Annotated in this window: 23 protein-coding genes and 1 tRNA gene; 4 read left to right on the top strand and 20 right to left on the bottom strand. The window is 62.9% G+C overall.

Annotated features, from left to right (window positions below; all coding sequences use genetic code 11):
• Positions 1-6: 6 nt before the first annotated feature.
• From hscA to trmJ, 8 genes are all read right to left on the bottom strand, one after another.
• Entirely contained in the window at positions 7-1866 is a 1860-nt protein-coding gene (gene hscA, locus ACNFIA_RS22385; RefSeq protein WP_416788751.1) for a Fe-S protein assembly chaperone HscA, read from the bottom strand.
• A gap of 44 nt (positions 1867-1910) precedes the next feature.
• The gene (gene hscB, locus ACNFIA_RS22380) at positions 1911-2432 is read right to left on the bottom strand and encodes a co-chaperone HscB (protein ID WP_259756935.1); all 522 of its coding nucleotides are present in this window, start codon (positions 2430-2432) and stop codon (positions 1911-1913) included.
• 8 nt (positions 2433-2440) lie between these two features.
• Positions 2441-2764: an iron-sulfur cluster assembly protein IscA gene (gene iscA / locus ACNFIA_RS22375; protein ID WP_207887490.1), complete on the bottom strand. Its 324-nt coding sequence runs from the start codon at positions 2762-2764 to the stop codon at positions 2441-2443.
• A gap of 26 nt (positions 2765-2790) precedes the next feature.
• A complete protein-coding gene (iscU, locus tag ACNFIA_RS22370) occupies positions 2791-3177 on the bottom strand; it encodes a Fe-S cluster assembly scaffold IscU (RefSeq protein ID WP_015478505.1) in 387 nt (128 codons plus the stop codon).
• A gap of 27 nt (positions 3178-3204) precedes the next feature.
• On the bottom strand, positions 3205-4419 hold the full coding sequence (locus ACNFIA_RS22365; RefSeq protein ID WP_259756937.1) for an IscS subfamily cysteine desulfurase: 1215 nt from the start codon (positions 4417-4419) through the stop codon (positions 3205-3207).
• A gap of 28 nt (positions 4420-4447) precedes the next feature.
• Positions 4448-4942: a Fe-S cluster assembly transcriptional regulator IscR gene (gene iscR, locus ACNFIA_RS22360; protein ID WP_259756938.1), complete on the bottom strand. Its 495-nt coding sequence runs from the start codon at positions 4940-4942 to the stop codon at positions 4448-4450.
• Between the two features lie 139 nt (positions 4943-5081).
• The gene (gene cysE / locus ACNFIA_RS22355; protein WP_259756939.1) at positions 5082-5861 is read right to left on the bottom strand and encodes a serine O-acetyltransferase; all 780 of its coding nucleotides are present in this window, start codon (positions 5859-5861) and stop codon (positions 5082-5084) included.
• Positions 5854-6633 carry a tRNA (cytosine(32)/uridine(32)-2'-O)-methyltransferase TrmJ gene (trmJ, locus tag ACNFIA_RS22350; protein ID WP_416788747.1) on the bottom strand — a complete coding sequence of 260 codons (780 nt, stop codon included), beginning with the start codon at positions 6631-6633 and terminating at the stop codon, positions 5854-5856. Before trmJ ends, cysE begins: the two co-directional genes overlap by 8 nt.
• Before the next feature lie 146 nt (positions 6634-6779).
• Between trmJ and suhB the strand changes: the two genes are divergently transcribed.
• Positions 6780-7595 carry an inositol-phosphate phosphatase gene (gene suhB / locus ACNFIA_RS22345; protein ID WP_024762950.1) on the top strand — a complete coding sequence of 272 codons (816 nt, stop codon included), beginning with the start codon at positions 6780-6782 and terminating at the stop codon, positions 7593-7595.
• 202 nt (positions 7596-7797) lie between these two features.
• On the opposite strand, the gene ACNFIA_RS22340 is transcribed toward suhB, so the two are convergent.
• The 6 genes from ACNFIA_RS22340 to queA form a co-directional block, all read right to left on the bottom strand.
• Entirely contained in the window at positions 7798-8334 is a 537-nt protein-coding gene (locus ACNFIA_RS22340) for a glycine zipper 2TM domain-containing protein (protein ID WP_416788745.1), read from the bottom strand.
• A 158-nt stretch (positions 8335-8492) separates the two neighbouring features.
• A complete protein-coding gene (secF, locus tag ACNFIA_RS22335; protein ID WP_259756945.1) occupies positions 8493-9410 on the bottom strand; it encodes a protein translocase subunit SecF in 918 nt (305 codons plus the stop codon).
• A gap of 10 nt (positions 9411-9420) precedes the next feature.
• Positions 9421-11283 carry a protein translocase subunit SecD gene (gene secD, locus ACNFIA_RS22330; RefSeq protein WP_259756946.1) on the bottom strand — a complete coding sequence of 621 codons (1863 nt, stop codon included), beginning with the start codon at positions 11281-11283 and terminating at the stop codon, positions 9421-9423.
• Positions 11284-11347: 64 nt separating this feature from the next.
• Positions 11348-11689, bottom strand: coding sequence for a preprotein translocase subunit YajC (yajC, locus tag ACNFIA_RS22325; RefSeq protein WP_259756948.1), 342 nt, complete (start codon positions 11687-11689; stop codon positions 11348-11350).
• 30 nt (positions 11690-11719) lie between these two features.
• Positions 11720-12838, bottom strand: a complete 1119-nt coding sequence (gene tgt, locus ACNFIA_RS22320; RefSeq protein ID WP_259759715.1) for a tRNA guanosine(34) transglycosylase Tgt — start codon at positions 12836-12838, stop codon at positions 11720-11722.
• Between the two features lie 12 nt (positions 12839-12850).
• Positions 12851-13894 (bottom strand): tRNA preQ1(34) S-adenosylmethionine ribosyltransferase-isomerase QueA, encoded by a 1044-nt coding sequence (queA, locus tag ACNFIA_RS22315; RefSeq protein WP_416788742.1) that lies wholly within the window; start codon positions 13892-13894, stop codon positions 12851-12853.
• Positions 13895-14000: 106 nt separating this feature from the next.
• On the opposite strand from queA, the gene ACNFIA_RS22310 reads away from it, so the two are divergent.
• Positions 14001-14086: transfer RNA gene (locus tag ACNFIA_RS22310), tRNA-Leu, on the top strand.
• Between the two features lie 953 nt (positions 14087-15039).
• Here ACNFIA_RS22310 and ACNFIA_RS22305 read toward each other — a convergent pair.
• From ACNFIA_RS22305 to ACNFIA_RS22290, 4 genes are all read right to left on the bottom strand, one after another.
• The gene (locus tag ACNFIA_RS22305) at positions 15040-15597 is read right to left on the bottom strand and encodes a DUF4124 domain-containing protein (protein ID WP_416788740.1); all 558 of its coding nucleotides are present in this window, start codon (positions 15595-15597) and stop codon (positions 15040-15042) included.
• 141 nt (positions 15598-15738) lie between these two features.
• On the bottom strand, positions 15739-15996 hold the full coding sequence (locus tag ACNFIA_RS22300) for a hypothetical protein (RefSeq protein WP_416788738.1): 258 nt from the start codon (positions 15994-15996) through the stop codon (positions 15739-15741).
• A complete protein-coding gene (locus ACNFIA_RS22295) occupies positions 15993-16364 on the bottom strand; it encodes a hypothetical protein (protein WP_416788736.1) in 372 nt (123 codons plus the stop codon). Before ACNFIA_RS22295 ends, ACNFIA_RS22300 begins: the two co-directional genes overlap by 4 nt.
• Entirely contained in the window at positions 16361-16876 is a 516-nt protein-coding gene (locus ACNFIA_RS22290) for a hypothetical protein (RefSeq protein WP_416788734.1), read from the bottom strand. The genes ACNFIA_RS22295 and ACNFIA_RS22290 overlap by 4 nt, the downstream gene beginning before the upstream one ends.
• A 79-nt stretch (positions 16877-16955) precedes the next feature.
• Here ACNFIA_RS22290 and ACNFIA_RS22285 point away from each other — a divergent pair, with 79 nt between their 5' ends.
• Together ACNFIA_RS22285 and ACNFIA_RS22280 are read left to right on the top strand one after the other, a co-directional pair.
• Positions 16956-17105 carry a hypothetical protein gene (locus ACNFIA_RS22285; protein ID WP_416788732.1) on the top strand — a complete coding sequence of 50 codons (150 nt, stop codon included), beginning with the start codon at positions 16956-16958 and terminating at the stop codon, positions 17103-17105.
• Between the two features lie 228 nt (positions 17106-17333).
• Positions 17334-17633, top strand: coding sequence for an Arc family DNA-binding protein (locus ACNFIA_RS22280; RefSeq protein ID WP_416788730.1), 300 nt, complete (start codon positions 17334-17336; stop codon positions 17631-17633).
• Positions 17634-18104: 471 nt separating this feature from the next.
• On the opposite strand, the gene ACNFIA_RS22275 is transcribed toward ACNFIA_RS22280, so the two are convergent.
• Positions 18105-18356 (bottom strand): helix-turn-helix transcriptional regulator, encoded by a 252-nt coding sequence (locus tag ACNFIA_RS22275; protein WP_416788727.1) that lies wholly within the window; start codon positions 18354-18356, stop codon positions 18105-18107.
• 189 nt (positions 18357-18545) lie between these two features.
• Positions 18546-18794: a hypothetical protein gene (locus ACNFIA_RS22270; RefSeq protein WP_416788724.1), complete on the bottom strand. Its 249-nt coding sequence runs from the start codon at positions 18792-18794 to the stop codon at positions 18546-18548.
• Between the last annotated feature and the right edge of the window lie 847 nt (positions 18795-19641).

Below are 19641 nucleotides of genomic sequence, written 5' to 3'. Positions count from 1 at the left end.
CTTCGCTTATTCCTCGATTTCGTTGAGCCGGCGACCGGCCAATGCGGCTTTGACGGTAGCGTCCATACGGCGCGCGGCAAAGGCGTCGGTCAGCTGGGACAGACGCTTGATCTGGTGTTCGATGGCAGCGGCGTCGCTGCCGGTGGCCAGCTCGCGCAGCGAGTCCATCCCGGCATCGATGACCAGGCGCTCGTCGGCGTCGAGCAGGCGCTCGCCGTCGGCGTCCAGCGCGGACTGCACGGCCTCCAGCAGGCGCTGGCCCTCGACCTGCTGCTCGCGCAGGGCGCGGGCGGCCATGTCGTCGCCGGCATACTGGAAGGAATCCTGCAGCATGCGGGCGATTTCGCCATCGGTCAGGCCGTAGGACGGCTTGACCTGGATACTCGCCTCGACGCCGGAGGACAACTCGCGGGCGGACACGCCCAGCAGGCCGTCGGCATCGACCTGGAAGCTGACGCGGATCTTCGCCGCACCAGCCACCATCGGCGGAATGCCGCGCAGCTCGAAGCGCGCCAAGGACCGGCAGTCCTTGACCAGCTCACGCTCGCCTTGCAGCACGTGGATCATCATGGCCGTCTGGCCATCCTTGTAGGTGGTGAACTCCTGGGCGCGCGCCACGGGGATGGTGGTGTTGCGCGGAATCACCTTCTCCATCAGCCCGCCCATGGTTTCCAGGCCGAGCGACAGGGGAATCACGTCCAGCAGCAGCAGTTCTTCGCCGCGTTTGTTGCCAGCCAGGGCATCGGCCTGGAGGGCGGCGCCAATGGCGACGACCTGGTCCGGGTCGATATCGGTCAGCGGCTCGCGGCCGAACAGCTCGCCCACCAACTCGCGCACGCGCGGCACGCGGGTGGAACCACCGACCATGACCACGGCGCTGACTTCTTCCAGCTCGACACCCGAGTCACGCACGGCGCGGCGGCAGGCCTTGAGGCTGCGCTGGATCAGCGGGTCGATCAGCGACTCCAGCTGCGCGCGGGTCAGCTCGCCGGACCAGCCTTCGTAGGCAACGGTTGCGCTGGCGCTGTCGGTCAGGGCTTCCTTGGCCGCGCAGGCGGTCTGGAGCAGGCGACGCTGGGCGCCGGGATCGAGGTCGGGCGAAATGCCCGCCTGCTCGATGATCCAGCCAGCGATGGCATGGTCGAAATCATCGCCGCCCAGGGCAGTATCGCCACCGGTGGCGAGGACTTCGAAGACGCCACGGGTCAGGCGCAGGATCGAAATATCGAAGGTACCGCCGCCCAGGTCATAGATGGCGACCAGGCCTTCGGCGTTCTTGTCCAGGCCATAGGCGACGGCCGCGGCGGTCGGCTCGTTGAGCAGGCGCAGCACGTGCAGGCCGGCCAGACGCGCGGCGTCCTTGGTGGCCTGGCGCTGGGCGTCGTCGAAATAGGCAGGAACGGTAATGACCGCGCCCACCAGCTCGCCACCCAGGGTGGATTCGGCGCGCTGACGGAGGACACGAAGGATTTCAGCCGAGACTTCCACCGGGCTCTTGGCGCCCTGGACAGTCTCGATGAAGGGCATGTGCGATTCGCCCTGGGTGAAGCGGTACGGCAATTGCCCGCCCAGCTGCTTCACATCTTCCAGGCCGCGCCCCATGAAGCGCTTGACCGAGATGATGGAGTTCAGCGGGTCTTGCGACGCATTGGCGCGCACGCTTTCGCCCACTTCGATGCGGTCGGCGAGATAGCGCACCGCCGAGGGCAGGATCACGGCGCCGCGATCATCCGGCAACGGGGCTGCAACGCCGCTGCGCACGGCAGCGACCAGGGAATTCGTGGTGCCCAGGTCAATCCCCACGGCCAGTCGACGCTGGTGTGGCTGGGGGCTTTGTCCGGGCTCGGCGATCTGCAGTAGGGCCATGCGGTTTCTAATCAGGCTATCGGGCGCGGCGCGAGCCGCGCGGATTAATCGTCGAGTCGCTCTTCGAGTTGACGCACTTCCTGCGCCAGCTTGTCGAGGAACTGCATGCGCCGCACCAGGCGTTCGGCCAGGTCGCGGCGGGCGGCGTCATCCCAGCAATCGGCGAAGTCCGCTTCCAGCTGTTGCTGGGCGGACTTCAGCTGACGCTTGAACTGCGCCACGCCATCGAGATCGGCGCTGTCCTGAAGGTCTTCCAGATCCTCGCGCAGCTGCATCTGCTGCAGAAGGAACTCCGGGTCCTGCACCGTGGCTTCCAGCGGCAACGCATCGCCGCGCAGGGCCAACAGGTACAGGGCACGACGCGGAGCACTCTTCAGCGTCTGGTAGGCATCATTGAGCTCGGCGGCCTTGGACTGCGCCAGTCGCTGCTCGCGCTCGGAAGCATCGGCGAAACGGTCCGGATGGACGCTGCGCACCAGCTCACGGTAGCGATTGCCCAGGGCTTCCAGGTCGATCCGGAAGCCCGGCTGCAGGTCGAACAGCGCGAAGTGACAGGGACTACCCACACCCGGCCTCAGACGTTGAAGCTTTCGCCGCAGCCACACTCACCGCGTACGTTCGGGTTGTTGAACTTGAAGCCCTCGTTGAGGCCTTCCTTGGTGAAGTCCAACTCGGTGCCGTCGAGGTAGACCAGGCTTTTCGGGTCGATGATGACCTTCACGCCGTGGCTCTCGAAGACCTGGTCCTCGGCTGCCAGTTCGTCGACGAACTCCAGCACGTAGGCCAGCCCGGAACACCCGGTGGTACGCACGCCAAGACGAATGCCCTCGCCCTTGCCGCGCCCTTCAAGGGAGCGGCGAACGTGATTGGCGGCGGCTTCGGTCATGCTGATGGCCATGGGAACTCCTTAACTTGCGAATCGCTTCAGAGCAGACCTTTCTTCTGCTTGTAGTCGCGCACGGCCGCCTTGATGGCGTCCTCGGCGAGCACCGAGCAGTGGATCTTCACCGGCGGCAGGGCCAGTTCTTCGGCGATGGTGGTGTTCTTGATGGATTCGGCTTCGTCCAGGGTCTTGCCCTTCATCCACTCGGTGGCGAGGGAGCTGGAGGCGATGGCCGAACCGCAGCCGTAGGTCTTGAACTTGGCGTCTTCGATGACGCCCTGCTCGTTGACCTTGATCTGCAGGCGCATCACGTCGCCGCAGGCCGGCGCGCCGACCATGCCGGTGCCGACGTCCGGATCTTCGGCGTTGAGCTTGCCGACGTTGCGCGGGTTTTCGTAGTGGTCGATGACCTTGTCACTGTAAGCCATGGCTAATCCTCACTTCTATGGGGCGGGTCAGTGGGCCTGCCATTCGACCTTGGACAGGTCGACACCCTCTTTGAACATATCCCACAGCGGCGAGAGTTCACGCAGCTTGGAAACGGCTTCCACCACCTTCTTGGCGGCGTAATCGACCTCTTCTTCCGTGGTGAAGCGGCCGAAGCTGAAACGGATGGAGCTGTGCGCCAGTTCGTCGTTGCGACCCAGGGCGCGGAGCACGTAGGACGGCTCCAGCGAGGCCGAGGTGCAGGCGGAACCGGACGAAACGGCCAGGTCCTTGAGCGACATCATCAGCGACTCGCCCTCGACGTAGTTGAAGCTGACGTTGAGGATGTTCGGCGCGTAGGAAGTCGGGCTGCCGTTGAGGTACAGCTCTTCCAGGTCCTGCACCTGATCGAAGAAGCGCTTGCGCAGGCCTTCGATGCGGGCCATTTCCTGGTGCATTTCTTCCTTGGCGATGCGGAAGGCTTCGCCCATGCCGACGATCTGGTGGGTCGCCAGGGTGCCCGAACGCATGCCGCGCTCGTGGCCGCCACCGTGCATCTGGGCTTCCAGGCGCACGCGCGGCTTGCGGCGTACGTACAGCGCCCCCATGCCTTTGGGGCCGTAGACCTTGTGCGCGGAGAAGGACATCAGGTCGACCTTGAGTTTCTCCAGGTCGATGTCCACCTTGCCAGCGGACTGGGCGGCGTCGACGTGCAGCAGGATGCCACGGGAGCGGGTCAGCTCGCCGATGGCGGCGATATCGTTGATGCTGCCGACTTCGTTGTTCACGTGCATGACCGAGACCAGGATGGTGTCGTCACGCAGCACGGCCTCGACCATCGCCGGGGTGATGATGCCCTCGGGGGTCGGTTCCAGGTAGGTTACTTCGAAACCTTCGCGCTCCAGCTGGCGGCAGGTATCCAGGACCGCCTTGTGCTCGATCTTCGAGGTGACGATGTGCTTGCCCTTGGTCGCGTAGAAGTGCGCGACACCCTTGATGGCGAGGTTGTCGGACTCGGTGGCACCGGACGTCCAGACGATCTCGCGGGGGTCGGCATTGACCAGTTCGGCGACCTGGCGACGGGCGTTCTCAGCCGCTTCCTCGGCCTTCCAGCCGAAGACGTGGGAGCGCGAGGCCGGGTTGCCGAAATTGCCGTCAACCAGCAGGCAGTCGGCCATTTTCTGAGCGACACGCGGATCCACCGGGGTGGTGGCGGAGTAGTCGAGGTAAATCGGCAATTTCATCAGGTAACTCCTACAGGCGGGCGTTCGCTCAATCGATGGCGGACGCTTCAATCTTGTCGAGGCGCGGCGGCTTGCTGCCCGAGCAGCGACGCTCGTCCTGGCGCTGGGCGACCTCTTGAACTTCGCGGCGCTCGACCAGGTCGGCCAGGCTGATGCCGCTGAGGAACTCATGAATCTGCTGGCTGAGGTCGCACCACAGATGGTGGGTCAGGCAGGTATCACCGGAGTGGCAGTCGCCCTGACCCTGACAGCGGGTGGCGTCGACCGACTCGTTGACGGCATCGATCACCTGGGCGACATGGATGCCGGTCATGTCGCGGGACAGCTGGTAACCGCCGCCCGGACCGCGCACGCTGACCACCAGGTTGCCACGGCGCAACTTGGCGAACAGCTGTTCCAGGTAGGACAGAGAAATACCCTGGCGCTCGGAGATATCTGCGAGAGAAACCGGGCCACGCTGGGCGTGCAACGCCAGGTCGAGCATGGCGGTGACGGCATAGCGGCCTTTGGTGGTCAATCGCATGGGAAAATCCGGAAGAATCGCTGGTATGGCGGGAGTATGCTATTTTCCGACTATTTAAGTCAACTATAAGACCTATTACTTTAGTCGGAATTAGCCAGCGAACGGCGGCATATTGTAGCAGGCCACCGGTGTCGGCGCATCACTGCGCCGACTGACTGGTCTCTTCGCCCTTCACACCGGCGAAGTCCTCTTCCCGCAAAGCCGGAAGATCTTTCGCACAGTAATCGCTACCCAAGGCTGTCAGCGCCTTGCACATGCCTTCCAGGCGCCCATCGACGGCCTGCAGGTGGTCGAGCAATTGGCCGATGGCGCGGGCCACCGGGTCGGGCATGTCCTGGCTGACACCATAGGCATCGAACCCGAGCTTTTCTGCCATGGCCTGGCGCTTGGCGGCCTGATCCGCGTCATCCTTGACGATGATGCGGCCCGGAATCCCCACCACGGTGGCCCCCGGCGGCACCTCCTTGGTGACCACGGCATTGGACCCGACCTTGGCGCCAGCACCGACGGTGAACGGGCCGAGCACCTTGGCGCCCGCCCCCACCACCACGCCGTCAGCCAGGGTCGGGTGGCGCTTGCCCTTGTTCCAGCTGGTGCCGCCCAGGGTCACGCCCTGGTAAAGGGTCACGTCGTCGCCGATCTCGGCGGTTTCGCCGATGACGATGCCCAGGCCGTGGTCGATGAAGAAGCGGCGACCGATCTTGGCGCCCGGATGAATCTCGATGCCGGTCATCCAGCGACCGAAGTTCGACACCATGCGCGCCAGCCACTTCCAGCCGGACCGCCACAGACCATGGGCCAGGCGGTGCAGCCAGACGGCATGCAGGCCCGGGTAGCAGGTGAGCACCTCGAAGGCGTTGCGCGCCGCCGGATCTCGATGGAATACGCTCTGGATATCTTCGCGTACACGCTCAAACATCTTCATCACTCCGCTTGGAAAGCTCCCCGCGGGCAGCTTTCTGGGTCTCGGTGAGAATACCCCGCAGGATATTCATCTCCAGCTTGCTGACACCGGCGCGACCGTACAGACGGCGCAGGCGCGACATCAGGTGACGCGGCTTCTGCGGGTCGAGGAACTGGATATCCACCAGGGTCGACTCCAGGTGCGCATAGAAGCGCTCCAGCTCGTCCGACGTTACCGGGATACTGTTGAGCATCGCGGTGGACTCGACCTTCTCCTGCTTGGTCGGCTGCCCCTGAACGGCCAGCCAGGCCATGCGCACCTCGTAGACCAGCACCTGCACCGCGGTCGCCAGGTTCAGCGAGCTGAACTCGGGATTGGCCGGGATGTGCACGTGGAACTGACATCGCTGCAGCTCTTCATTGGTCAGGCCGGCGTATTCGCGGCCAAACACCAGCGCAACCTCCCCACCCTGCTGGACATGCTCCAGGCTGGTGGTGGCGCACTCGCGGGGGTCGAGCAGCGGCCAGGGGATGCGGCGATCGCGCGCGCTGGTGCCGAGCACCAGGCTGCAACCGGCCAGGGCATCTTCCAGGGTGGGCACGACCACGGCCGCATCGAGGATGTTATCGGCGCCGGAGGCGCGGGCGCGAGCCTCGCCACTGGGGAAATCCATCGGATCGACCAGCACCAGGCGCGACAGGCCCATGTTCTTCATCGCACGGGCCGTACCGCCGATATTGCCGGGATGGCTGGTGTTGACCAGCACCACGCGAATTTTGTCGAGCAACGCGCGACTCCACACAAAAGCGAAAAAGGGAGGGAATCCTACCGCAGCAGTGGGTCTTGCGCCACGCAGGCGACAGGTCGCTCTATGAACGCCGGCGCTTTCTGCTAGAATGTCCGGCTTTCTTTAACGACCCAGGTGACCTCTCCATGCAGCCTATGCTGAATATCGCCCTGCGCGCCGCTCGCAGCGCCGGTGAACTGATCTTCCGCTCCATCGAACGCCTGGACACCCTGTCGGTCAACGAGAAAGAAGCCAAGGACTACGTCACCGAAGTCGATCGCGCGGCCGAACTGTCCATCGTCACCGCCCTGCGCAAGGCCTACCCGAACCACGGGATCATGGGCGAAGAAGGCGGCATGCTCGAGGGCAGCGGCGAAGGCGCCGACTACCTGTGGATCATCGATCCACTGGACGGCACCACCAACTTCATCCACGGCGTTCCGCACTACGCCGTCAGCATCGCCTGCAAATACCGCGGCCGCCTGGAGCATGCCGTAGTCCTCGACCCGGTCCGCCAGGAAGAATTCACCGCCAGCCGTGGCCGTGGCGCCGCCCTGAACGGCCGCCGCCTGCGCGTGAGCAACCGCAAGAGCCTGGAAGGCGCCCTGCTGGGCACCGGCTTCCCGTTCCGCGACAGCCAGATGGACAACCTGGACGCCTACCTGGGCATGTTCCGCAGCCTGGTCGGCCAGACCGCCGGCATCCGCCGCGCCGGCGCCGCCAGCCTGGACCTGGCCTACGTCGCCGCCGGCCGTTACGACGCCTTCTGGGAGTTCGGCCTGTCCGAGTGGGACATGGCTGCCGGCGCCCTGCTGATCCAGGAAGCAGGCGGCCTGGTGAGCGACTTCACCGGCGGTCACGAATTCCTCGAAAAAGGCCAGATCGTTGCCGGTAACACCAAGTGCTTCAAGGCACTGCTGACCAGCATCCAGCCGCACCTGCCGGCGTCGCTCAAGCGCTGAGCCCGAGCGGATGAAAAAGCCCGGCAATGCCGGGCTTTTTTGTGCCTGCAAGAACACGCCACCTGTAGGAGCGAGCTTGCTCGCGAAGCTCTTTATCCTGAAACCAGGCGCCTAGGCGGTTCGCGAGCAAGCTCGCTCCTACAAAGAGCCAAAGAAAAAGGCGCCCATCGGGCGCCCTTTTCGTTCCACACCTGGCGACTGCTTATTGCTGACCCAGGATCAATCGGCCGCTCTTGTCGACCGGAATCTGCGAGCCCGGGTCACGGTCCATGCGAACTTGGCCGGCCTTGCCATCGAGCAGGTACTTCACGTCATAGCCGACAACCTTCTCGCTGGTGTCGTTGACGGTGCTGCAGCGGGTTTCGGTGGTGGTGTAGGTGTCACGCTCCTGCATGCCTTCCTGCACCTTGTTGCCCGCGTAGCCGCCGCCAATGGCGCCCGCCACGGTGGCGATCTTCTTGCCGTTGCCGCCGCCGATCTGGCTGCCCAGCAGGCCACCGGCGATGGCGCCAATCGCCGTGCCGGCGATCTGGTGGGTGTCCTTGACCGGGCGCTGGTGCGTCACTGCCACGTCCTTGCAGACCTGGCGCGGATTCTTGATGGTTTCCTTGACCGGTTGAACGGCGAGCACCTCGGCGTATTGCGGCGCGCGGTCCACCAGACTGTAGGTAGCCACGGCGCCACCGGCAGTCACGCCTACAGCGCCCAGCACGGTACCGATTAGCAACGACTTGTTCATAGGGTTCTCCTGGTCTTTCTTCTCGTTCGGGCCTAGCCCTTTACCTTGCCTTGGAGCAGCTTTTTTGTCAGAAAGTTCCGGCCGTTTCGTGACATAACCCCTACAAATGAAAACTCCCGCCGAAGCGGGAGTTTTCTCTGCAGCCAGCAAGCGCTCTATCACGGGCGCTCGTCGACTTCCTTGCTCGGCGGAGGGATCAGGTCCTCGCTGGACAGGTTCAGCCAGATCAGCACCACGTTGGCGATGTAGATCGACGAATAGGTACCCGCCATCACACCGACGAACAGGGCGATGGAGAAGCCGAACAGGTTGTCGCCGCCGAAGAACAGCAGGGCAGCAATCGCCAGCAGGGTCGACACCGAGGTGGCAATGGTCCGCAGCAGGGTCTGGCTGGTCGAGATGTTGATGTTCTCGATCAGGTTGGCCTTGCGCAACACGCGGAAGTTCTCCCGCACCCGGTCGAAGATCACGATGGTGTCGTTGAGCGAGTAGCCCACCACCGCCAGCACCGCCGCGAGCACGGTCAGGTCGAAGGTGATCTGGAAGAACGACAGCACGCCCATCACGATGATGGCGTCGTGGATCAGCGAGAGGATCGCGCCCAGGGCGAACTTCCACTGGAAGCGGAAGCCCACGTACAGCAGGATGCCGCCCAGCGCCAGGAGCATGCCGAGGCCGCCCTGGTCACGCAGCTCTTCACCCACCTGCGGGCCGACGTACTCGACGCCGTTGACCTTGGCCGGGTTGGACGCGTCGGCCTTCTGCAGCGCGGCAGCGACCTTCTTGCCCAGCTCCGGGTCTTCGCTGGGCATGCGCACCAGCACGTCGCGGGTATCACCGAAGCTCTGAACCACGGCTTCGCTGTAGCCGGCGGCGACGAGTTCTTCGCGCACCTTGGACAGGTCGGCCGGCTGCTCGTAGGTCAGCTTGATCGACGTACCGCCGGTGAAGTCCAGGCCGAAGTTGATGCCTTTGAAGACCCAGCTGCCAAGGGCGATCAGGGTGAGGATCAGGGTGGCGGCGAACGCAATGTTGCGCACGCCCATGAAGTTGATAGTACCGATCTTGATATTCATCTCTGGCCCCTTAGATCCACAGCTTCTTCACGTCGCGGCCGCCGTAGATCAGGTTCACCATTGCGCGGGTGACCAGAATGGCAGTGAACATCGAGGTGAGGATACCCAGGGACATGGTCACGGCGAAGCCCTTCACCGGGCCGGTGCCCATGGCGTAGAGGATGCCGCCGACCAGCAGCGAGGTCAGGTTGGCGTCGATGATCGCGGTGAAGGCACGGTTGAAGCCCTCGTGGATTGCCCGCTGTGTCGACATGCCTGCCGCCAGTTCCTCGCGTATCCGCGAGAAGATCAGCACGTTGGCGTCCACCGCCATGCCCATGGTCAGCACGATACCCGCGATACCCGGCAGGGTCAGGGTCGCGCCGAGAATCGACATCAGCGCCACCAGCATGACCATGTTGAAGCCCAGGGCCACCGTGGCGATCACACCGAAGAAGCGGTAGATGACGATGATGAACAGGGACACGAAGACCATGCCCCACAGGGAGGCGTCGATGCCCTTGGCGATGTTGTCCGCACCCAGGCTCGGGCCGATGGTGCGTTCTTCGGCGAAGTACATCGGCGCGGCCAGGCCACCGGCACGCAGCAGCAAGGCCAGTTCCGAGGACTCGCCCGGAGCGTCCAGGCCGGTGATGCGGAACTGGTTGCCCAGCGGCGACTGGATGGTCGCCAGGCTGATGATCTGCTTCTCTTCCTTGAACGCCGGAACCGCGACGTCCTGCTCGACGCCATCGACGACCTGCTTGGTGTAGCGGGTAACCGGCTTCTGCTCGATGAACACCACCGCCATGCTGCGGCCGACGTTGTTGCGGGTCGCGCGGTTCATCAGCTCGCCGCCGTGGCCATCCAGGCGGATGTTCACCTGCGGGCGGCCGTTCTCGTCGAAGCTGGCGCTGGCGTCGGTGACCTGGTCACCGGTGATGATTACGCCACGCTCCAGGGTCGCCGGCGGTCGACGCGGCTCGCGGAACTCGAAGGTCTCGGTGGAGGATTTGATCGCATCCGGCTCGGCGGCCAGGCGGAACTCCAGGTTGGCGGTCTTGCCGAGGATGCGCTTGGCTTCGGCGGTGTCCTGCACGCCCGGCAGCTCGACGACGATGCGGTTGGCGCCCTGGCGCTGTACCAGCGGTTCGGACACGCCCAGCTCGTTCACGCGGTTGCGGACGGTGGTGAGGTTCTGCTTGATGGAGTATTCGCGGATTTCAGCCAGCTTGGTGGCGGTCATGGTCAGGCGCAGGACCTGCAGGCCATTGCGCTCGCTCTGGGTGGCTTCGAAATCGCGGAAGTCCTTGGCGACGATCGCCTTGGCCTTGTCCAGGTCGGCGTCTTCGCTGAAGCCCAGCTGGATGCCACCATCCTGCACGGGCAGGCTGCGGTAGCGCACGCGCTCTTTGCGCAGGGCACTCTTGACCTCGTTCTCGTAGACCTTCAGGCGCGCGTCCACGGCCTTGTCCATGTCCACTTCCAGCAGGAAGTGCACACCACCGGACAGGTCCAGGCCCAGCTTCATCGGGTGGGCGGCGATGTTGCGCAGCCAGTTCGGGGTGGTCTGGGCGAGGTTCAGCGCGACGACGTAGTCGTCACCCAGCGCGCGGCGGACGATGTCCTTGGCCGGCAGCTGGTCTTCCTGCTTGACCAGGCGGATCAGGCCGCTGTTCTTGCCCAGCGAGCCCGCCTTGACGGCGATGCCCGCGTCGGCGAGCGCCTTGCTGGCCTTGTCGACGTCGGCCTGGGTGACCTGCAGCGCGGTGCTCGCGCCGCTGATCTGCACGGCCGGATCGTCCGGATAGAGGTTGGGTGCGGAATAGATGAAACCGACGGCCAGGACCGCCAGGATCAGCAGATACTTCCACAGGGGATACTTGTTGAGCATGACACCGCCCGTTATGACGCGGGGCGCATCTTGCGCCCCGTCGGTTGGGTTTCTATGGGGTGGATCAGATCGCCTTCAGGGTGCCTTTCGGCAGGGTCGCGGCGATCGCGGCCTTCTGGAACTTCAGCTCGACGTTGTCGGAAACCTCGACGACGACGAAGTCCTCGGCGACCTTGGTGACCTTGCCGGCGATACCGGCGGAGGTGACGACTTCATCGCCCTTCTGCAGGCCGGACAGCAGGTTCTTGTGCTCCTTGGAGCGCTTGGCCTGGGGACGCCAGATCATCAGGTAGAAGATGACCAGGAAACCGACCAGGAAGACCCACTCGAAGCCGGTGCCGGCCGGGCCGGCGGCAGCGGCGGGGGCTGCGGCGTCAGCGTAGGCAGCGGGGATCAGAAAACTCATTGGAAACTCCTGTCTCAAAAGCTGGAAAGGTCAGTCCGCCAGCGGCGGCACGGGTAGGCCGCGCTTGGCATAGAAGGCGTCGACAAAGTTCGCCAATGTACCCTGTTGGATTGCCTCGCGCAAACCAGCCATAAGCCGCTGATAATGCCGCAAGTTGTGGATGGTATTGAGCATGCTGCCGAGCATTTCGCCGCACTTGTCCAGGTGGTAGAGGTAGGCGCGGGAGAAGTGCTTGCAGGTGTAGCAATCGCAGGTCGGGTCCAGCGGAGACTCGTCGTGTTTGTGCACCGCGTTGCGAATCTTGATCACCCCGGTGTCAACGAAAAGGTGGCCATTGCGCGCGTTGCGGGTGGGCATGACGCAGTCGAACATGTCGACGCCCCGGCGCACACCTTCCACGAGGTCTTCGGGTTTGCCCACACCCATCAGGTAACGAGGTTTGTCCGCCGGCATGTGCTGGGGCAGGAAGTCCAGCACGCGGATCATTTCCTCCTTGGGCTCGCCCACCGACAGCCCGCCGATGGCCAGGCCGTCGAAGCCGATCTCCTGCAGGCCGTCGAGCGAGCGCATGCGCAGTTCCTCGTGCATGCCGCCCTGGACGATGCCGAAGAGCGCCGAGGGGCTGTCGCCGTGGGCGACTTTCGAGCGTTTGGCCCAGCGCAGCGAGAGCTCCATGGAGCGCTTGGCCACGTCGAACTCGGCCGGGTACGGAGTGCATTCGTCGAAGATCATCACGATGTCCGAGCCCAGCGCGCGCTGCACGGCCATGGACTCTTCCGGCCCCATGAAGACCTTGGCGCCGTCCACGGGCGAGGCGAAGTACACGCCCTCTTCCTTGATCTTGCGCAGCGCGCCCAGGCTGAACACCTGGAAGCCGCCCGAGTCGGTGAGAATCGGCCCCTTCCACTGCATGAAGTCATGCAGGTCGCCGTGCTTCTGGATCACCTCGGTGCCCGGACGCAGCCACAGGTGGAAGGTGTTGCCGAGGATGATCTGCGCGCCGATGCCCTCGATGTCGTGCGGGAGCATGCCCTTCACGGTGCCGTAGGTGCCCACCGGCATGAACGCCGGGGTTTCCACCACGCCGCGGGGGAAGGTCAGGCGGCCGCGGCGGGCCTTGCCCTCGGTGGCCAGCAGTTCGAATGTCATGAAGCTCATGGATCAGTCCTCGGGGCCGCGCGGTGCCGGGTTGCGGGTGATGAACATGGCATCGCCGTAGCTGAAGAAGCGGTAGCCCTGCTCCACTGCCGACGCGTAGGCGGCCATGGTCTCGGGGTAGCCGGCGAAGGCGGAGACCAGCATCAGCAGGGTGGATTCCGGCAGGTGGAAATTGGTCACCAGGGCGTCGACCACATGGAACGGCCGCCCGGGGTAGATGAAGATGTCGGTGTCGCCGCTGAACGGCTTGAGCACCCCATCGCGTGCGGCGCTTTCCAGCGAGCGCACGCTGGTGGTGCCGACGGCCACCACCCGGCCGCCGCGCGCCTTGCAGGCGGCCACGGCGTCGACCACATCCTGGCTGACTTCCAGCCATTCGTTGTGCATGTGGTGGTCTTCGATGCGCTCCACGCGCACCGGCTGGAAGGTGCCGGCACCGACGTGCAGGGTGACGAAGGCGGTCTCCACGCCCTTGGCACGGATCGACTCCAGCAGCGCCTCGTCGAAATGCAGGCCGGCGGTCGGTGCAGCGACGGCACCGGCACGCTCGGCGTAGACGGTCTGGTAGCGCTCGCGGTCGGCGGCGTCGTCCGGGCGGTCGATATAGGGCGGCAGCGGCATGTGGCCAACGCGCTCCAGCAGCGGCAGCACGTCTTCGCTGAAGCCCAGTTCGAACAGCGCGTCGTGGCGCTGCAGCATCTCGGCCTCGCCGCCGCCATCGATGAGGATCTTCGATCCCGGCTTGGGCGACTTGCTGGAGCGCACGTGGGCCAGCACGCGGTGGCTGTCCAGCACGCGCTCCACGAGGATTTCCAGCTTGCCGCCGGAGGCCTTCTGGCCGAACAGGCGGGCAGGAATCACCCGAGTGTTGTTGAACACCATCAGGTCACCCGGCTTGAGGAAGCCGAGGATGTCAGCGAATTGCCGATGGCTGAGCTCGCCGCTCGGGCCGTCCAGCACCAGAAGGCGGCTGGAACGACGCTCAGGGAGCGGGTGGCGGGCGATCAGCGCCTCGGGCAGGTCGAAATGAAAGTCAGCGACGCGCATGGGGAGAGCTATCTCGAAGGGGCGCACATCTTACTGGAATTGCCCATTTCTGACCATGCGAGCCGATTGACCGGCGCAGAGCGCCTCCCTATACTGCCGCGCCATTGCCTCGGTGGCGGAATGGTAGACGCGGCGGATTCAAAATCCGTTTCTGGCGACAGAGTGAGAGTTCGAGTCTCTCCCGGGGCACCAATTAAAGCCCGCAAGATATTGATCTTGCGGGCTTTTTCATTTCCGATGGCGTAATTTTGGCGTAATGGCTACCGGCAGGCCTGCACGGCCGCCTCCAGCTTCATCTCTTAGCCCATGCGCTGCGGCCATAGCCAATGGGCAAAAGAAAGCCGCCTCGGCCATGGAGAGCCGAGCGGCGCAAGGAGTGTCTTGGTCAGAAGACAGCTTCAAAGGTAGCCGTTCTAGCTAGCGGGGCGGGCAATTCCTGCGTAATTTTGACAAACGGCAGATGTAAAAAGGCCGCACCCCAGGATGCGGCCTTGCCATCGAGAAGCCTTCGCGGGGATTCCTATGGCCGAGGGACTGTATCGGAAAATGAAAAAGGCCGCACCTCATCGATACGGCCTTTTGTCATGTGGCTGCTGCTCTTCCAAGCCACACGGTAGATGGAAATTTACCAAAACGGCTATGACTGACAAGCCCTATCGGCAACAAAAAACCCAGGCTATAGCCTCCTCATGCATCCCATGTACTGACAGTTCTGCCCAACTGCCTCCAGTATTGCTGGCCCTCCTATAGGTCATCACAGTCAGAAAAGCTACAATGGAGAGGCACAATCTCCGAGACGGATCGCCATGGACATTCGAATTGAATGCGTGGCCGGAGTTCCGCCCGCATGGAAGGTCTTCCTGGGGGAGTTTTTCTGGTCGTGCTCGTCACGAGAAGAGGCCGAGTCCTGGGCTGCTAAGGCAGCCTCTTTCGTTGCTGCAAACAAAGGGCCTAGCTACCAGCTTCCGGCTCCCTACCCTGCGATTCGTACCGGCAGCCGAAACAATGGCAATGCGTCAGACCAGTGCTACGATGAAGTTGTAGCCGAAGGATCGGCTAAGCCATGAATGTCTCTATAGTGAGAAGATGTCTTGAAGCCCCGCCTCCCCAGCGGGGCTTCTCGTTTAAGCAAAATTGCAGTTCGGTTAGTTGCTGCTGCCGGACTGATAGGTGCTCATAACGCAACCATTGACGTCGTAATTAACGCTGAAGAAGTTCAAGTATTTGTCGTTCCAGTAGGTGTTGGCACCCGCACCATGAGCACCAGGTTGACGGCTCGGCGTGCCGAACATTCTTTCCACCTCTTTGCGGCTCATACCTGGAACGATCTCCTTCCGAACCATGGCCGTTCGAAGGTCCCGCTCAGAAAGACCTGTTGAGCAACTTTGCCGCTCGGCCGAGCCGCCGACCACCGTCGCCTGTCCAGCGCTTGCCGACGTAGCTGGTAAAGATTGTGACGGCTGAGTTTGCTCCGGAACGTAAATAGGTTGAGGTGGCTGCGCCATCACTGCACTTTCACCCTCACCGCTCGGTCGGCTGTTCTGCACATTCAGCTCAACGCCCGCGCTATTTCCACTGTTCGGACACGCCTGCTGGGTGAACGTGACTTTCCCATGTGCATCGACGCACTTATAGACCGTTTCAGCCTGCCCCCATCCAGCAACAAGCATCAACGGCACAGTAATAAACACACCACCTTTCATACAGCCTCCCTGGCTGAATCAATAGCACATTGACACCTCAGACTGCCCAGGTAAGGAAGTTCCGGCGGGCCCGAGATACCTAACTGAATAATCAGGAATCTCCCCCCCTGACGTCTAGATCCACATCATGGCTACCAGGCTCTATCGACATGCGCCACCAGCGGCGAGCAACTGAAGTTCGTAGCCCTTCCGTTGCTCCAGTTCCGCCAGCAGCGCGCGTACCTTGGTCTGGAGGCTGTCGCCTTTCTGCAGCGAAGCCGTCGCCCAGGTCGGCACCTCTACTGCCGGCGTTCGACACGGAACCGCCACCGGCACTTCCACGCGCACCATACGCGGTTCAGGCTCGACCTGGGCTGCGCATCCCGCCAGCGCAACCACAAACACCAGAACCCACTTCATAGACCCAACTCCTTGTCGATCAGCGCCTCGACCACCGCCGCCGGGTCACCGTCGGCGCGCTCCTGCTGCAGACGCTGGGCGGCGGCGTAGTGCTGGCCGGCCTGCTGCTGGGCGCCGGCGATAGCCTGGGCAGCCTTCGCCTGCCGTTGCTCTGCCTGGTTGGCCAACTCACCAAGCTTGGCGCCCTGCTCCGTCACCAGCGCCAGCATGTTGTCGCGCGCCGCGGTGCACGCTGTCAGCTTGTCGCCCTTCTCCTGGAGCTGCGGGGCGTATTGCTCAGAACTGAGCCATGCCCCGCCGGCAGCACCGACTCCGATCAGTAGCGCGGCGGCGAGCACCAGAGCGGCAGCCTTCCACCCGCCAGTCACTGGGCAGCCTCCAAAGCCGCGGCATAGTTCGCCGCCCACTTCTTCCGCAGGGCTGCGCGTTGCGTTGCATCGCCTCGGGCGTAAGCACCTGGCCTCCAGGTGCGGAGGTACAGATCCCAGGCTCCGGCCTCATCGCCCAGTGCGGGCAGGCGTGCCGGGTCGGTGTACAGCAGCAGGCGGGCCAGGCCGGCGGCCAGGATGTCGTCGCGCTCGATGGCGTTCCACACGTCCGGCGCTGCCGGCGCCACTCCGCGCACTGCACACAGACCGGTGGCCAAGTCGCGGATGCCCTCCACGCGGTAGCGGAGCAGGCCTGTCACCATGCCGCCGCCCTGCTCCGCCTGCCAGAACGACTTCGCCGGGCCGTTGCCCATCTGGCGGCGGTACTCGAAGCGCGACTCCTGCAGCCCGATGGCCAGCAGCATGACGACAGCCTGCGGGCTTTCCATCCTTGCAGGCAGCAGCAACAGCGCCGGCTCGATGATCGAGCGGCGCACGGTACGAAGGTCCATGGGTTTCTCCGGGCATGAAAAAGCCCGCGCATCGGCGGGCTGGGTTGGGTGCGACTTTGCCACAACTGGAGGGCTCGCGATGAAGGAACAACGCAAACTGACGGGGCTGCGCGCCCTTGTAGAAGAACTACTGAGCGAGGGCTGGCGGATCAGCGCGCGGGAACCGCTTGCCCTCCGGCGAGGGAAGGAACGCCTTCACTATCGACTCAGCATGCTGGTCAGCGCGTAGGACATGCAGCGTTAGGCGCGGTACCGCCGGCGACCTTGAAGGCGGCAGCTATTTGCCAGAAGCAGCCTCTGTCTGAACCAACAAAATTCTCTGGCCGAGGTGGAGCGGGACGCCTCCCTCAGCTTAACTTTGAGATGCACTGTTCCCAGTGCGCCTATCCCAGTCGGACCGAAGAATAGAGGCCTCATCATGGCTAAAGCGTCCCGGCAAACTCCAGGGGAATTTCTAATGCACCTGGCCAACATCAGAGGCCCGAAGGTGCAGGACGGGAAATCCCGAACCGCTGACAAAATAAACGTTAGGTTACCCGATGGCGTGCGTGACCAAATCATCGAAATATGCAAGGCCGAGCACATAGCCATGAATACATTCGTGGTTCAGGCCCTGGAGGAAAAATTGGCGCGCGATGCTGGCTTGGTTGAGGCTCTCGCGCAACTCACCGCCGAAGTCGCCAGAATCGGAGCACACCTGGGGATTTCCAACGATGCTCACTCCGCTGGTTCGGAGATCGATCCGCGAACGACCTAGTAGCGACAATCAGAGAGAGCTTAAAAAAATAATCTCGCGAGAGGGAGGCGGGACTTCAAGGAAGCCTTGATCGACTACGAACATCCCGCAGTACCGGGGATCCGTTTCTATAGTTGCAGCTCGAAATTTCGCCCCGCCTTTCACCGCTTTTCACAACAGCTGATGGCGGGGCAGGCAGTTTATAGCCCGTGAACGATGCGCCGTGGATATGTGAAGCAGCTTTCGTTGCCCATTCCACTGCCTCGGCTAAGGTTTCGCAGGACCAAAAAACTGTCCCCAGGAAGACCTTCCACCTGGGCGGGTCTCCAGCCACGGCTTCTATTCGTATTTCCATGGCATCCCCTGCCAAAAAACGCCGCCAGGCATGGGGTCCTGAGCGGCGTAAAATGTGCTAGTGCCACCTAAAGCTAGACCTAAATCCGACAACATCCAGAGTGGTGATTCGCGCCCGGATAAGCGGCGTCAGCCTTCCTAATAGGTGTGTTTGCCGGACTCGACTATAGCGCGAGGATTTTCGCGCAAGACCATCTGCCCCTCGCCGCGCTCCAACCAAATCTCGCTCACTCCACAAGCTCTAGCTATTGCAGCGGTGTGTCTAGATGAAGCGCTGTAGCCCCGCTCCAACTCAGAAATGGATGTCTGGTTCATACCAACCATCCGAGCTAGCTCCATTTGTGAAAGATGGGCGTACGCGCGTGCAGCTCGAATGCGATCCTTGTACATCACTGATCACCTCTGGAAACGAGAGACCCCACTTGCATGAGCAAGGGGGGCCTCAAGACATCAGCAACAGGGATTTAACGCGTAATCCAATCCTTGGGTTACGTTTTGAAGATAGTAAACGGAGGTGCTGCCGGGTTGCGGATCAACACTATTTTGCCACCATCGGTTCACTGAGCGGGACAAACGGTCCTAGCACAAAGCACCGTTCTGCTGCTGGTGTACTTCAAGAACCTGTTGTGCAAATTTCAGCGGCTCGAGATTCAATCGCTTGGCGGCCAGGCAGAGTTCTGCCCACCCTTTCTGCTGGAAATGCGCGGCTCGATCTGGCTCCGTCGCATTATCAGGGATGCTGCGCGCTATCTCCTCTGCAAGCGACGGAACAAGGGAAACGAAAGCCGCAGCAGCTGCCGCAATCAGCTCAGGGTCGTATTTTTCCACGGTTCGCTCTCGCCCCTTGAGGCCTGAAAACGTAGACCGGTGATCGAGTTGCAGCAAAGCAGAGCCGAACACTGGTGAGGTAAGTTGGCATGAAAAGCCCCGCCTGACGGGGCGGGGCTTGTTGGAGCAGTGCGATGACGACTGTTAATCTGACCCGTTCCGTCGAGCCAGCATCTAATATAGGACGCCTAAGAAATCGTGCCACGTCTTTCTGCCGCTCAGGTGTGCAGACAAGGCCGCCGGCTGATATTCGCAGGGACCAAGTAGGGGAAGGCTCATTGATGTGGCACAGCACCAGAAAACACTTCGAAATTCCTTTTGAAAGCAGTCGCTCCAAGAAATCGTCCAAAAAGGAAAAGCGGACCTTTCTCGTTTCCCTATCTGTGAAGTGTTCTCGCGGGCTGCGCGAACCCTTCGAATACAGAGCGACTGCTGCGAAGAGGGAGCTAGCAGTTCAAGATGCAATGCAGGCAGCGCGAGAAGTCGGACTTGAGCCTTGGGTGATCCTAGATGTTGTGGAGCTGCATAGAGGTGATGAGCTTATCGGGGCTTAGAGTTAGTCCCCGCAGCCCTGCTCATGACTCAGCCCCCATGCGTTTGAGAGTCCGCTATGGGTCGGTAGCTGCCGTCCCTCCCCTACACCTCTAAGTACTGCGGCAGGCTTGGCGCCTGTCCTTCATCTTGCCGTCTCTGGTGAAGGCGCTCTGGCCGGCCGCCAGGGCGGTGCCACGCGCGGCCACCAACTGCCGCGGTGGGACGAGAGCTATTCGGTTGGCTGAAGCTGCGGAATGATCACCGTGGTGTCGTAGGAGCGAACGAAGCGGAACACACTGACGCTGTCGCCGAT

This window comes from Pseudomonas sp. NY15437, from assembly GCF_048068435.1.
Lineage (GTDB): Bacteria > Pseudomonadota > Gammaproteobacteria > Pseudomonadales > Pseudomonadaceae > Pseudomonas > Pseudomonas nitroreducens_B.
Note: the sequence above shows the minus strand (reverse complement) of the source record. Positions and strands in the feature narration are given on the sequence as shown.

Excerpts from the sequence above, each read along its gene's own strand:
- hscA (WP_416788751.1), bottom strand. The coding sequence starts at position 1,866 with ATGGCCCTACTGCAGATCGCCGAGCCCGGACAAAGCCCCCAGCCACAC.
- iscA (WP_207887490.1), bottom strand. The coding sequence starts at position 2,764 with ATGGCCATCAGCATGACCGAAGCCGCCGCCAATCACGTTCGCCGCTCC.
- iscU (WP_015478505.1), bottom strand. The coding sequence starts at position 3,177 with ATGGCTTACAGTGACAAGGTCATCGACCACTACGAAAACCCGCGCAAC.
- ACNFIA_RS22365 (WP_259756937.1), bottom strand. The coding sequence starts at position 4,419 with ATGAAATTGCCGATTTACCTCGACTACTCCGCCACCACCCCGGTGGAT.
- iscR (WP_259756938.1), bottom strand. The coding sequence starts at position 4,942 with ATGCGATTGACCACCAAAGGCCGCTATGCCGTCACCGCCATGCTCGAC.
- cysE (WP_259756939.1), bottom strand. The coding sequence starts at position 5,861 with ATGTTTGAGCGTGTACGCGAAGATATCCAGAGCGTATTCCATCGAGAT.
- suhB (WP_024762950.1), top strand. The coding sequence starts at position 6,780 with ATGCAGCCTATGCTGAATATCGCCCTGCGCGCCGCTCGCAGCGCCGGT.
- ACNFIA_RS22340 (WP_416788745.1), bottom strand. The coding sequence starts at position 8,334 with ATGAACAAGTCGTTGCTAATCGGTACCGTGCTGGGCGCTGTAGGCGTG.
- secF (WP_259756945.1), bottom strand. The coding sequence starts at position 9,410 with ATGAATATCAAGATCGGTACTATCAACTTCATGGGCGTGCGCAACATT.
- secD (WP_259756946.1), bottom strand. The coding sequence starts at position 11,283 with ATGCTCAACAAGTATCCCCTGTGGAAGTATCTGCTGATCCTGGCGGTC.
- yajC (WP_259756948.1), bottom strand. The coding sequence starts at position 11,689 with ATGAGTTTTCTGATCCCCGCTGCCTACGCTGACGCCGCAGCCCCCGCC.
- tgt (WP_259759715.1), bottom strand. The coding sequence starts at position 12,838 with ATGACATTCGAACTGCTGGCCACCGAGGGCAAGGCCCGCCGCGGCCGC.
- queA (WP_416788742.1), bottom strand. The coding sequence starts at position 13,894 with ATGCGCGTCGCTGACTTTCATTTCGACCTGCCCGAGGCGCTGATCGCC.
- ACNFIA_RS22305 (WP_416788740.1), bottom strand. The coding sequence starts at position 15,597 with ATGAAAGGTGGTGTGTTTATTACTGTGCCGTTGATGCTTGTTGCTGGA.
- ACNFIA_RS22300 (WP_416788738.1), bottom strand. The coding sequence starts at position 15,996 with ATGAAGTGGGTTCTGGTGTTTGTGGTTGCGCTGGCGGGATGCGCAGCC.
- ACNFIA_RS22290 (WP_416788734.1), bottom strand. The coding sequence starts at position 16,876 with ATGGACCTTCGTACCGTGCGCCGCTCGATCATCGAGCCGGCGCTGTTG.
- ACNFIA_RS22285 (WP_416788732.1), top strand. The coding sequence starts at position 16,956 with ATGAAGGAACAACGCAAACTGACGGGGCTGCGCGCCCTTGTAGAAGAA.
- ACNFIA_RS22280 (WP_416788730.1), top strand. The coding sequence starts at position 17,334 with ATGCACCTGGCCAACATCAGAGGCCCGAAGGTGCAGGACGGGAAATCC.
- ACNFIA_RS22275 (WP_416788727.1), bottom strand. The coding sequence starts at position 18,356 with ATGTACAAGGATCGCATTCGAGCTGCACGCGCGTACGCCCATCTTTCA.